This is a genomic window from Myxococcus sp. AS-1-15, assembly GCF_020037055.1.
GTDB classification, from domain to species: domain Bacteria; phylum Myxococcota; class Myxococcia; order Myxococcales; family Myxococcaceae; genus Myxococcus; species Myxococcus fulvus.
In genome coordinates, this window is the sequence record NZ_JAIQDF010000004.1 from 650,346 (window position 1) to 663,336 (window position 12,991).

At 70.1% G+C, this 12,991-nt stretch carries 10 protein-coding genes; 6 read left to right on the top strand and 4 right to left on the bottom strand.

What is annotated here, in order from left to right:
• Positions 1–85: 85 nt before the first annotated feature.
• Genes K8625_RS15845 through K8625_RS15855 form a run of 3 tightly spaced genes read right to left on the bottom strand, consistent with a single transcriptional unit; the run spans position 86 to position 3,675 of the window.
• Complete coding sequence (locus tag K8625_RS15845; RefSeq protein WP_223746495.1) at positions 86–1,345, bottom strand: hypothetical protein; 1,260 nt, start codon at positions 1,343–1,345, stop codon at positions 86–88.
• 11 nt (positions 1,346–1,356) lie between these two features.
• Positions 1,357–2,196 carry a metal-dependent hydrolase gene (locus K8625_RS15850; RefSeq protein ID WP_141327062.1) on the bottom strand — a complete coding sequence of 280 codons (840 nt, stop codon included), beginning with the start codon at positions 2,194–2,196 and terminating at the stop codon, positions 1,357–1,359.
• A 39-nt stretch (positions 2,197–2,235) separates the two neighbouring features.
• Entirely contained in the window at positions 2,236–3,675 is a 1,440-nt protein-coding gene (locus K8625_RS15855) for a hypothetical protein (protein ID WP_223783160.1), read from the bottom strand.
• Between the two features lie 881 nt (positions 3,676–4,556).
• Here K8625_RS15855 and K8625_RS15860 point away from each other — a divergent pair.
• From K8625_RS15860 to K8625_RS15885, 6 genes are all read left to right on the top strand, one after another.
• Positions 4,557–5,822 (top strand): hypothetical protein, encoded by a 1,266-nt coding sequence (locus K8625_RS15860; protein ID WP_141332117.1) that lies wholly within the window; start codon positions 4,557–4,559, stop codon positions 5,820–5,822.
• 93 nt (positions 5,823–5,915) lie between these two features.
• A complete protein-coding gene (locus tag K8625_RS15865) occupies positions 5,916–6,743 on the top strand; it encodes a hypothetical protein (protein WP_141332116.1) in 828 nt (275 codons plus the stop codon).
• A gap of 89 nt (positions 6,744–6,832) precedes the next feature.
• Complete coding sequence (locus tag K8625_RS15870; protein ID WP_223783161.1) at positions 6,833–7,165, top strand: hypothetical protein; 333 nt, start codon at positions 6,833–6,835, stop codon at positions 7,163–7,165.
• Positions 7,162–8,319, top strand: coding sequence for a hypothetical protein (locus tag K8625_RS15875; RefSeq protein WP_223746491.1), 1,158 nt, complete (start codon positions 7,162–7,164; stop codon positions 8,317–8,319). The genes K8625_RS15870 and K8625_RS15875 overlap by 4 nt, the downstream gene beginning before the upstream one ends.
• A gap of 162 nt (positions 8,320–8,481) precedes the next feature.
• Positions 8,482–10,719, top strand: a complete 2,238-nt coding sequence (locus K8625_RS15880) for an RCC1 repeat-containing protein (RefSeq protein WP_223746490.1) — start codon at positions 8,482–8,484, stop codon at positions 10,717–10,719.
• Between the two features lie 62 nt (positions 10,720–10,781).
• Entirely contained in the window at positions 10,782–11,747 is a 966-nt protein-coding gene (locus K8625_RS15885; protein WP_223746489.1) for a VWA domain-containing protein, read from the top strand.
• 64 nt (positions 11,748–11,811) lie between these two features.
• Here the strand turns inward: K8625_RS15885 and K8625_RS15890 are convergent, their stop codons facing one another.
• Positions 11,812–12,813, bottom strand: coding sequence for a dockerin type I domain-containing protein (locus tag K8625_RS15890; RefSeq protein WP_223746488.1), 1,002 nt, complete (start codon positions 12,811–12,813; stop codon positions 11,812–11,814).
• Positions 12,814–12,991: the final 178 nt, after the last annotated feature.

The window sequence follows — 12,991 nt, forward strand, 5'->3', positions numbered from 1 at the left end:
CGACGGCTCCAGGGGCCGTGGTGTGCTCGGGGGGACGCGCCGGACAACGCGAGCCCGCCTGTTTCATTCCCGGGCAAGCGTCGGGTCAGCGGTCTCCCAGCGCCACGCCCCATCCCAGCGTCCACACGAACCCATGGGTCCAGTCGTCGGTGAGCGGGCGCAGGCCCTGGTAGCGCGCCTCCGCGCTCGCGATGAACAACGCCCCCAGCGCCGCCTGCGCCCGCAGGCCCACGGGCACCCCGAAGCGCGAGCCTCCCTCCCCTGAGAACACGCCCGCCCCCAGCGAGGCCCGCACGTCCACGCCCACCGCGTACGTCGGCCGCCACGCCCACAAGGGTGGCGACGACAACGACAGACTGAAGCCTCCCGTCGCCAGGGGACGACGTCCCAGCCCTACGCCGCGCATCCACTCGAAGGACAACCGCGACGCGTACGGAAGTGGCAGCCCCGCGCGAAGCCCGGCGACGGGGGCGCCGCCTCGCGTGTCGCGTGTCATGCCGCCCAGCAACTGGAAGGACAGCTCCGGCGCGGGGCTGTAGTCGCCGGTCGAAACCCAGACGGCGCCGGGCTCGGCGACCTCCTGGAAGCGCTGAGCCGCCCAGGTGAGGAATGACTGGGTATAGGCAATCGCCGCGGCGGCACGGTCCGCCATGAACACATCAAAGGCCTCCGGCGAGACACCCTCCGTCTGTCCAAAGACCTTCCCAGACGCGCCATACACACCGAACGCCCCCGGCAGCGCAGCGTCCGGCTCCACCCAGAACGCACGCCAGGCCATCAGCGTCCCATCCTCGGCGCGCAGTGATTGCGTGCGCACCACCTCCAGGGTCTCCCGCGCCAGCGCCAGCTGCGCGTCGGGCCCGGACATCGGCGCCACCTCGCGCGTGGGGAGCTGTTCCAGCACACCGCGCAGGCCCCAGCCCTCGAACCCGTCCGAGAAGCCATGGCTCACCGGCACCACGTGCGGCGGCGAGGCCACGTCCTGGATGTGGTGCGCCAGGTGTCCGGCCCTGTCCCACGCGCGCGCCAGGTCTCCTCCACGCGCCGCGTCCAGCGCCTCCTCCCACAACTTGAGCACCCGCGCCGCCGAACCCTCGCGCGGCCCCGAGTCCACCCTCCCCTCCGGCCGGAAGTAGTGGTGCCACCCGGTCCACTTCACGTGGAGGTTCAAGTCCTCCGCCGTCGCACCGTGCAGGACCGCGTCACGGTGCTTCTCCAGGCCCGGCGACGCCTGGGTCGCCCGCTCGAGGGCGACCCGCGTCAGGGCCTCGTGGTCCTTCACCCAGAAGGCCCCCGCCCCCATCGGCGCCAACAAGGCCGCGAGGACGGCGAGCCGCGGCGCCACGACCCGTCCGCTCAGGCGGCCTCCGCCCGGGGCACGTCGAGCGAGTCCAGGTGGGCGCGCGCGATGTGCAGGTTGTCGTTGTCCAGCGGGTGGAACGACGGCCGCAGGTACTCCTTGAGCCCACGCCAGAGCACCCGCACCAGCACCGGGTCCTTCTGGTGCGCGCGCCGCAGCTCCCGCCAGATGCCACCCCACCCCAGCCCCGGCTCCTGCTTCAGCAGCGTGACGGTGGCCGCGAACCACAGGCCGTACAGGGCGATGATGCCCGCGAACATCCCCGTCACGCGCAGGCCGTAGCCCGGCGCCACCTTGCGCAGCACGTCGAAGGCCACGGCCTTGTGCTCAATCTCCTCCGCGGCGTGCCACTCGATGAGCTGGCGCATCGCGGGGTGGCCGTCCTTGAACACGCCGAGCGTCAGCGTGTTCTCCCCCATGATGGCCGTGTAGTGCTCCAGCGCGGCGGTGATGGAGAGCCGCAGGGAGGCCGGGAAGTACTTGTCGATGAAGCCCCAGACGATGCGCTGGTACGCCCTCATGAAGCCGGTGATGACGTAGCCCTGTGACTCCAGCAGCTCGATGTAGTCCTGGTGCTCGCGAGCGTGCTGCCCCTCCTGGGCGAAGAACGCCTTCACCTGCGCGCGCAGCTCCGGGACATCGGCCAGCGCGGGGAGGTAGTGGTTGACGCTGCGCACGAAGAAGCGCTCGCCCTGGGGGAAGAGCAGGTTGAGTCCGTTCCACAGGTGCGTCGAGCCCAGGCCGTTGTGGTGCCAGACCCGGGGGAAGGTGGCATCGAAGTGGAACTTCAGGTGCGGTCTGGGGACGATGCGGCCGGGGTCGGGGGGATTGACCATGAGTGGGGGGATTCTCGTGCGCCGGAGGGGGACGGCGGGTCAGAAGGAAGGGGGCGTGACGGAACGCACCCTTCGGGGGAATTCGCGCTCGAGCTCGGTTCGGAAGGCGATGAGCCGCTCCCGGGCGGTGAAGGGACCGCTGCCAGCGATAGCGCCGAAGAAGCGCTTGCGCACGCCTTTACGCGTCACGCAGAGCACCTCCGTGACGCACAGTGCCACCCCGCCGCCCACGGCGGGCAGCGGCCGCATGGTGTTGAAGTGGATGGGCGCGTGCCGCTCCAGCGCGGCCTCGTCCTCCACCTCCAGGGTGATCTTCGACAGGAGCGCGTTGCCGCACAGCGCGGAGGCCACCTGCCGCAGCCCCGGCGTGTAGGCGAAGCCGTGCGTGGTGAGCGACGGCATCCACCAGGGCAGCGACGGCGAGTACAGGGTGGAGAAGATGTCCTCCAGCACGCCGCCCTCCGTCCGGGTGTGCTCGAGCAGGTGGGAGACCCGCGCGGGCGTCACCGGGCCGTCTCGGGTGAGGGAGGGAATCACCGCGATGCGGATGCGCCGCCAGGGCCTTGGCACCGACGTGGGCGCGTCCGGCAACACCGGCACCAGCATCGTCGGGTTGTCCGTGCGCAACAGCCCCCCGTGGGAGCGCCCCAGCGCCCCCAGCACCGCGCACGCCAGGTTGCGGAAGTCGAGCTGCTCGGGCAGCGCCACGCGCAGCAACGGAGAAGGGTCCGAAGGCCCCGTCAACCACTCCCCGCCGTCGGCGCCCCGGGGCCCGCGAGGCAGCTCCGCGGCAATCGCCCGCGACACCTCCATCATCGCCGTGCCGTCCATCACCAGGTGGTCGAACGCCAGCTCCAGCGAGCCCGTGGTCCGCTCCACCCGCGCCCCCAGCCAGGCGCTCGACGTCAGCAGATGGGACGTCCAGGCGCTGTCGCCGTGGCCCGCGGCGTCCACCACCACCTGGGGATGCAGCCCGTCGCGGCGCGCCTCGGAGAGCGAGCAGGGGGCGCGGGACTCGAGGAGCGCCGCCACCGCCTCGGAGGTGAGCGACGCGCCCACCAAGGGGAGCCGGGCCACCCGGAAGCCGCCTCCGGGCACGGTGACGGCCACGGTGAGCACCCCGTCATCCGCGACGCGCTGACGGGCATCCAGGCCCATGCGCCCCAGCCCCGCCAGCCAGACATCCGTGGGCTGGTTGTGCCGGCGTCCCCGCGTGCCCACGTGCCAGCGGGCCACCTGCGCGAGCAGCGCGGACACCCACCCTCCCCCCCGGGTGTCGATGCCCAGCGGCTGCACCGTCATCATGACGCGGCGCGAGCGCGGCTCGGTGGACAGGAAGCGCTCCCACGACGTCAGCTCCGGCACCACGTCCGACACCTGGCTCGCCGGGAAGGTCCGCTGCCAGCCGTCGCACGCCCCCACCAGCACCGACAGCGCCTGACGCGCCACCGGCACGAAGTGCGGGAACTTGTGCGCCATCGACTCCCGCACGCGTGAGCGGGTGTCCCCGGCACGGTGAACAGCGAACGAAGGAAAGGAACCAGAGCCGTCCATGGCACGTGTCCCGCGCAAGCGCACCGGCGAGGTGACCCACTGCATTGGCCGTGGAGTGTACCGGACACTTCCCGCCAACGGGATTCTGTCGCACGTCCTCATGTCGAGACACACCCCGCATTCATACGGGTGGTGAAGGACTCACGCCCTCATCCCCGTTTCATCGCCGGCAGGGAACCGCGACCAGCACCTCACCGAGTCCCAGCCCGCCACACGCACAGCGCGGGCCGCCCCCAAGGTCTCCAGCCGGGCGCAGCGGGACGGGACACTTCCGCTCCCAGCGGCCCGCGTGGACCGTCCACCCGGACGCCCTCCCACGTCCCTGCCAGGAAGGCTCCGGGTCCGTCTTTCGCGCCGCGCACGGGTGTGTCACCCGCCGCGCCAGTGCACGACGCACACCGACGTGCGGTTTCCACGCAGACATCCCATCCAAGCACTTGCATCAGAACGACAGGCTTCACGCGCGTGTGACGTGTCGCCCCCGAGGCTCGCGCCGACCCCTCGGGAAACCCAAACAAAATCAAACTAGATTTCACTGACAAAACAACATTGAACGACAAAGTCGCTTTAACCCAACCCGCACTGGCAGTCACACCCGCAATCGGTAGGATGGGTTTGTCCAGGAAGAAGCACCCCGTCTGGACAGAGGGGGGAATCCAGCCACACAGCACCTGGCCCGGCTTCGGTGCCTGCTCGGTGACGGGCGGGTGACCGCGACGCCAGCACGCGGCTTGCGCGCCCATGGCACGCAGGCACGGGACGGGTGCGCCCTCTATTCCTCACGCCACGCAAAAGGAATGCAATCCATGAAGAAGCTTCTCGCTACCACCGCGGCCGCGGCGCTCTCGCTCACCGCGACGCAGGCGCTCGCGGCGCCCATGTCCCCGTCCGCCAAGCCCATGGCGCAGTACTTCTCCCCCACGGTCCAGGACGCGTTCACCCTGCTGGGTGACACGGACAACAACAACCTCGTCTACTACGTCCCGCGCCGCGGCGGCGTGGCCGTGCAGTCGCCCCAGACGACCAACCCCATCCCCCGCTTCCAGATCACCTCCTTCATCCCCATCTTCGGCTACTTCGCGGGCCTGGAGCTGGCGAACCTGGGTGGCTCGTTCTCCACCACCAGTGACCTGGGCGCGCTGAACCGGCTGTCCACGGAGGCCGCCGCGCTGGGCTTCCAGATCGCCCCGGCCCCGGCCAACCGCTCCACCACGCAGTTCGTGCTGTCCGGCTACGCGCCCGTCAACGGTCGCGTGGAGGTCGACTGCGACTTCGAGATCCTCGTCGTCAACGGCCGTGAGGTGCGCGTCCCCGTGTGCTTCACGCACCTGGACCCGTCCCAGCCGTACGACATCAACACCAACGTGATGTACAAGTTCAACACGCTGCCCGCCGTCAGCGGCAGCGTCGTGGCGCAGGACATCGCCTTCCAGGCGACCACCCTGCCCGGCTGGACGCCGCAGCTGCGCGCGCTGATGGCCACCGGCGCCCAGTGGGACAACATCATGACGGCGCAGATCGACTGGGACATCAAGACGCACAACCTCACCCGTCAGGCGCGCTTCACGGTGAACTGGCGCTCGCTGTTCGAGCAGGCCAGCGCGTTCGCGGCCTTCCACCTGAGCTCCTGCGTGGACATCGAGGTTCGCGCCTTCTTCGAGCGCCTGGTGACGTGTTCCGCGGAGAACGCCTGCGGCATCCGCATCGAGTACCTCGGCAGCAACGGCCAGTGGGGCCCCACCGCGCCCAATGACGCCAACTTCATCAACGTCGTGAACGCCGTCCAGGCCCGCCTCCAGGACGAGCTGTTCAACGAGGTGCGCCGCTACACCACGCCGGTCAACGGCCAGGTCTCCAACCAGACCAACTCCATCTTCACCATGCGCGCCAACTACGAGAAGCTCATCCTGGAGCGCAACGAGGTCGTCTACATCCAGTACAACCCGGGTCCCACGGACTTCACCGTCAAGACCAACCTCAACGTCACCTGCCTCATGGATGGCTTCGAGATGGGCCGCGTGAACTGGAACATGAACGACGCGGGCTGCCGCGCGCTGCTGGGCCAGCCGTAATCCGTCGCTGGCGCTGATTCGACTCCGGGGCGGAGGCCACCTTCCTGGCGGCTTCCGCCCCCCCTTTCCATCCTCACCCCAGGCCCTGCACCCATGCGATTGCTCTCGCTCTGTCTCACGCTCGCCCTGTGTCTGGCGGCAGCCCCCGCCCAGGCCCAGACGGACACGCCCCCGCTCGACTACGCGCGCACCCTTCGCGAGTCGGAGATGGTGTTCATCCCGTACATGGGCATGAACCGCGGTCCCATCTTCTATACGCAGTACGCCCAGGTCGCGACGGACTCCGTGGCCACGGTGGGCGGCATGCGGCGGCTGTTCGTGAACCTGCACCCCACCGCCCATACGCTCAACCTGTACAACGGCTTCATCAGCCGTCACGGCATCACCGACGCGCGCCTGCTGCCCACCTTCCCCGCCACCGGTTGCCAGCCGACGCAGGCCATCATCGACCTGCTCCCCGGCATCCCCGCCAGCTACAAGCCGAAGGCCGTGGGCGGCAACTACCCGCTCGTGTGTGGCATCAGCGTCCACTTCCTGCCGGCGGACGAGGCCATGGTGCGCGCCCACATCGCCGCCAACCCCGTCATCACCCTGCGCGTCAACGTGCCGCTGTGCGCGCCCTCCAGCCCGCTGCTCAACGTGCCGGGCATCAACCAGGTGCTGGTGACCAACGGCGCGCTCCAGTCGCAGCCCACCGGGGGCGTGACGGGCAACAGCTGGGACGTGCTCTTCGAGTCCGCGAAGCTCGCGCAGACCAATCCCTCGCTCTTCGTCACCGCGGACCCGCAGGTGGGCTGGGAGACGTATGTGAAGGCCTTCACGCTGGACCTCGCCGCCCAGACGGCGACGATGACACCCGCGGTGGCCGGGAGCTCCTCGGCCATCTGCACGCCCGCGCCGCTGGCGCTCGAGCACGGCTGAGACGCCGCGCCCGGACATTCGAACCCTCACATCGGCAGCCGGGGGCGGACATGGCGTTTGCCATGACGCTCCCGGCTCGGGAGCTTTTCATGAAGACACGATGGGTCTGGGTCCTGATGGGACTCGTGGGCGGCATGGCGTGCTCGGGCAAGGACGACCCCGACGAGGGCGAGACGCCGGGGCAACGCCGCGCGAAGCTCCAGCGCTGCATCGTCACCCGGCTGCCCCGGCCCACGGGCTCCGTGGAGCCCACGTGGTCCGTGTCCGGCTTCGCCTTGGTGGGCGCCTACCGGGCCTGTGAGCCGGACGCGGAGCGCGCCACGGCCTCGGACTTCGGCCAGGTGGTGGAGGACATCGCGCGATGGGAGTCCGAGGACGTCTCGCGCGTGAGGCTCACGCAGCCGGCGGAGCTGGCGCCGTGAGGCGGCTGGCCGTGCTCGCGCTGGTGCTGCTCGCGGGGATGGCGTCCGCGTCCGCGCGAGGCGGGGTGGCCCAGGAGTGCACCGGGTGCCACACGTCCCAGCGCACCGAGCCCCAGACGCGCTTCGCCAACGGCCTGGGCCGGTGGACCGACAGCCAGTGCTACGGCTGCCACGCGGAGATCAACGACGTGGCCCGCAAGCGCCAGAAGCGAGAGCCGGACCCGCGCTACTTCGCGGTGCCGGTGCGCGAGGAGAAGCTCGCCCACCTGGCCACCACGCCGCTGTCGTACATGAACGCGCCGGAGCTGCTCGAGGAGCCCGGACACGCGGTGCCGCGCATCTCCGCGCGGGGCCTCGCGGCGTTCCTCAGGCGGCCGAGCACGCTCTCGCAGAAGGAGGGCAGCCGCGCCCCCCGGATGATGGCCTACCCCGCGCTCCGCCCGGGCGACGTCCAGGACATCGCCGCGCTGCTGGCCGTGCGCCTGCCGGCGAAGGAGGCGCCGCTGGCCAGGTTGACGCCGCACGAGCGCCCCGCCGCCGACGCGCTGTGGAAGGCGCGCTGCGCCGCGTGCCACACCGGCCCCCGTCCGCTCTCCGGACGCGACGGCGTGTCGCTGGGGCTCTACACGCCCGAGTGGACGTACGAGTACTGCCGCGAGCCCTCGCCCCACGCTCGCCAGGGGCGGCAGATGCCGGAGGTGCCGCTCACGCTCGACGAGGCGAAGCTGCTGCATCGCCTGTTCGACGAGCAGCGGCGCGAGAAGGAGCGCGAGCTGGATGCACGCGTCACGGGCCTCGCGGTGAAGCAGGCCGCCGCGCCGGGCCCGGTGCCTCCGACGATGCTCGCGTACCTCTGGGGCCCGTTCTTCCGGGACGCCACATGCGTGCACTGCCACGCGACGAGCCCTCGCGCCGCCAGTGCCTTCACGGCGGATGCACAGGGGCTGAAGACCTATCTGAAGAAGAAGTCCGGCGAGGAGTTCTGGCGGCGGCTGGAGACGCGCGCGCTGGAGGCCGAGCACGGCCTGGTGGCCGCCTCGCCCGGCATGCCCATGGCGGGCGTGGAGCTGCCGCCAGAGCTGCGGGCGCTCGTCGCTCGGTGGGTGGTGGACGGCTGCAAGGACACCGAAGGCAGGTCCTGGTGCCGTCGCTGACGGCCTTTGTGGGGGACGTTCGCGCAGGTTCCGCGACACCGCATGGCGCGCCCCTCGGAGCTGCGGGCGCTCGTCGCTCGGTGGGGGGGTGGAGGGTTGAAGGAGTTTCCGCAAGCAGGTCCTGGTGCCGTCGCTGACGGCCTTTGTCGGGGAGGTTCGCGCATGTTCCGCAACGCGACGTGGAGCAGTTCCGTCCGGTGGTGCGCCGTCCTGGCGCTGTGGCTCCTCGCGGGCTGCGGCGAGTGGGCGATGGCGCCGGCCCCCGCGCTGAGCCAGGTGCGCGTGCCGCTCGCCGGCCGGAGCTCCGCGTCGCGCCTGTCGCTGGGCCAATACCACTCGGTGGGCGTGCACTCGGACGGCACCGTGTGGGCCTGGGGCTACAACCGCCAGGGACAGCTGGGCAACGGCCAGCTCACCGACAGCCCGACGCCGGTGCAGGTGAGCCAGCTCACGGACGCGGTGGCGGTGGCCTCGGGGGACTACCACTCGCTGGCGCTGCGCTCGGACGGCACCGTCTGGGGCTGGGGCGACAACTACTCCGGACAGCTCGGCACGGGGACGACCAGCGCGAGCGTGCAGCCGGTGCGGGTCCAGTCCCTGACGGGTGTGCTCTCGGTGGGCTCGGGCTTCTCGCACTCCGTGGCGCTGCGCTCGGACGGCACCGTCTGGGCCTGGGGTGACAACCGCTACAAGCAGGTCGGTCCCCACTCGGCGACGAGCAACTCGCTGCCCATCCAGGTCCCCGGCCTGCGCGAGGTCATCGCGGTAGCGGCCGGTGGCAACACTTCGCTGGCGCTGCGCGCGGACGGCACCGTGTGGGCCTGGGGCGACAACCGCAGCGGTCAGCTCGGCGACGGCACGGTGACGACGCGCGGCCAACCCGCCCAGGTGCTCGGCCTGACGGGCGTGGCGACGGTGTCCGCGGGCGCGTCACACTGCGTGGCCTTGCGCTCGGACGGCACGGCGTGGGCCTGGGGACTCAACGCCACCGGGCAGCTGGGAGACGGCACGGTGAGCAACCGCACCGCGCCCGTCCAGGTGCCGCTGACGGAGGTGATGGCGGTGGTGGCCGGCAACTACCACTCGCTGGCGGTGCGCTCGGACGGCGCGGTGTGGGCCTGGGGCGACAACCGCTACCGGCAGCTCGGCAACGGGACGCTGACGAGCAGCCGGGTGCCCATCCTCGCGGGGCTCACGGGCGGCGTCACGCTGGTGGCGGGCTTCAAGCACTCGCTGACGCTGCGCGCGGACGGCACCGTGTGGGCCTGGGGCGACAACGCGTTCGGCCAGCTGGGTGACAGCACCTTCCAGCCGCGCATGTCGCCGGTGCGCGTGGGGACGACGCAGACGCTGGGCAACCCGGGTGTCACGTCGGGCCAGCTGCACTCCGTCTACCTGGACGCGTCCGGGAATGTCTGGAGCTGGGGCGACAACGAGAGCGGCCAGCTGGGCAACGGCACGGGCGCGGACCGGCTGACGCCCGCCCTCATGGGGCTGTCAGGCGCGGTGTCCGTGGCCGCGGGCGACAAGCACACCGTGGTGCTCAAGGCAGACACCACCGTGTGGGCCTGGGGAGTCAACAGCCGGGGCGAGGTGGGCGACGGCAGCAACGTGGACCGCTCGCAGCCCGTGCGGGTCTCCAACCTCACGGGCATCTCCGCCGTCTCCTCCGGGGCCCTGCACTCGCTGGCGCTGCGCAACGACGGCACGGTGTGGGCGTGGGGCTTCAACCGCTACGGACAGCTGGGGGATGGCTCCACGGCGGACCGAAACGTGCCCGTACGGGTGACGGGGCTGACGGGCGTGACGGCCATCGCCGCGGGCCACAGCCACTCCATGGCGCTGCGCTCGGACGGCACCGTGTGGGCGTGGGGCTACAACTTCGACGGACAGATTGGCAGCGGGACGAACGCTTGGCACATCGTCCCGGTGCAGGTGGTGGGGCTCACCGGAGTGACGAGCATCATCGCGGGGGGCTACCACTCGCTGGCGCTGCGCTCGGACGGCACGGTGTGGTCCTGGGGCTACAACGGCTCGGGGCAGCTGGGGAATGGCTCGACCCTGAACCTCAACGCGCCCGGGCCGGTGTCGAACCTGACGGGCGTCGTCTCCATCGCGGCGGGGAACTTCCACTCGCTGGCGCTGCGCTCGGACGGCACGGTGCGCGCGTGGGGGTTCAACTTCGACGGCCAGCTGGGAGATGGGCTGCTGGAGAACCGCCACGTGCCGGTGATGGTGGCGGGGATGAGCAACGCGGTGGCCATCATCGCGGGGGACCACCATTCGATGGCGCTGCGCTCGGACGGGACGGCGTGGGCGTGGGGATACAACGGCGAGGGCCAGTTGGGGGACGGCACGCGGGATGACCGCCTCATTCCCACGCAGGTGGAGATGTTCTGAGGCGCCACGCTTCACGGGACGGCCGTTGGGTCCCTTCCGCAGCACCCGACTAGGAGACACCCATGTTGCCTCGAAGACTGAACGGGCGGGCGCCTGGAGCGCTCGCGGCCAGCGGACTCGCCCTGGTGTTGCTGGGCGGCGCCGACGCGCGGGCCTTCACCGAGGAGCACGTCATCATCCTCATCGACCGCAGCGGCTCCATGCTCACGACGCGCGCCTCGGGCCAGACGCGCTTCGTGGAGGCCGTGACGCGGGGACGCGACTTCGTGCAGACGCCCAATGTCCTGCCGCGCCGCTTCGCCGTGTGGACGTTCGAGGGGGCCACCTACCGCCGTGAGCAGGGCTTCATGGACGGGGCGTCGACGGTGACGACGCTGAACAACCTGACCTCGGGCCTGGGGGCCACGCCGCTGGCGGTGACCGTCTGCGATGCCGCGGACGAGCTGCTCCAGTTCGAGCCCGGCGTGGACGCACGCAAGGTGGTCCACCTCATCTCCGACGGAGAGGAGAACAGCACGCCCGAAGACTCGCTGTGCTGGGGTCCTCCCAGCACCACGCGCTACCCGACGCTGGCGGAGGGCTCGTGGCAGTGGAAGGTCCGCAACATGCTCAAGACCGGCGACCCCCTGCGCGACAGCCCCAACCCCTTCCAGCTCGTGTTCGACGCCGACGTCTTCTACAACCACCTCACCCTGTCGCCCTCGGCGAACGCTCCGGAGCCAGACTTCCACACGCTGCTCCGGGGGCTGTCTCAGGACTCGGGCGGGCGATACACGCCCATCGAGGACAGCAAGCCCCTGCCCATCCCCGGCGACACGGATGGCAACGGCTGCATCGACTCGAAGGACTACTACTTCGTGCTGGCCAACTACGGGCTGAGCGTGCCGCCCGCGGACCCGAAGGCCGACTTCAACGGCGACAAGGTGGTGGACTTCACCGACTTCAGCACCGTCCGGGGCAACCTGGGTCGAGGCTGCGCCCCGAATCCCCAACCCGCTCAGCCCCGCCCAGGCGTCCGCGAGGAGTGACGGAAGCGACGGCGGCCCGGCGCGGTACGCTCGCGCCGGACCGGGTGTCTCGGGGGGAACGGCGCTACTCGCGCCCGTTCAACGGCGCGGCGCAGCTGCCGCCCATGCCCCAGTTGCTCATGACCACGGCGTAGTCGTTGTAGTCGACGACGCCATCGCTGTTCACGTCGGCGGCCGGGTCGCCGGGAGGAACCGAGAAGCCGAAGTTCGCGAGCACCAGATTGTAGTCGACGTTGTCGACACAGCCGCTCTGGTTGGTGTCGCCATAGACAGGCGGCGGCGAGCTGTCAGCCGCCTGGATGAAGCGCCCGCCGGTCTCGGCCGCGATGCCCTTGAGGAACTCCTTGAAGGGGTCGCTGACGGTCGGGCCCGGCGAGGCCGGCGCCAGCCATTCGCCCGACTCCGAGTACTCGGGGATCCCCGGCACCACACCATTCAGCGGCGAGATAAGGGTCGTGAAGTAGTCGATGTCGGCGATGAGGGCGAAGGTGCCCGGGTCGTTGGGATTCTGGGGATTGCCCGTCCGGAGCTTGTTGAGGACCTTCCACTGCCAGGACTGCGCCGTCAGGTTCGGATAGACGCCCGCGCTCGGATTGCCGGCGCACTCCGACGTGGAAGGCGAGCTGTTCTCCTCCCCATCCGAGCTCAGGCGGAGCTTCTTCCGCGCGAAGACCTGCGGGCGATAGAGCATGAGTCTGTCGACCGCCGCGCAGGAGGCATAGGCCAGCGGCGTTCCCCCTCCTGGCCCCGCCAGGTTGTTCAGCGCGGCGATCGCCGTGTCGGCATTGGGGGTGAAGGGCTGATGCTCGAAGTATGACGAGCCCTCGAACGACCAGACCGCGAAGTGCCTTGTATTGTTTGGACTGGGCAGCCGGACTTCCTTCAAGGCGCGATCGATGGCGGCGGCATATCGAGTCGTGCCGTCGGAACGGATCTGGAGCATCGAGCCGCTGCGGTCGATGAGCAGGAGAACGTGCTCCTCTCCAGCCCTTGCTTCCTCTGGGACAGCCAGGAAGATCAACCCCAGTGCCCCGAACAGATGTGCCGCTGTCTTGTATGACTTCACGGGTTCATCCTTTCGTCACGGAATCAGGGTCAGGCCCGCCCCATCTGGACCTCGACGTCGACGAGCGGGCCCGAAACGCCAGACATCTGGCGCCATCATTTCTATGCCACGCATTGCAATATCAAGAAATAGTGGACAATCCTTACTTTCAGTAAATTCACAACAATCTAGAGTGAAG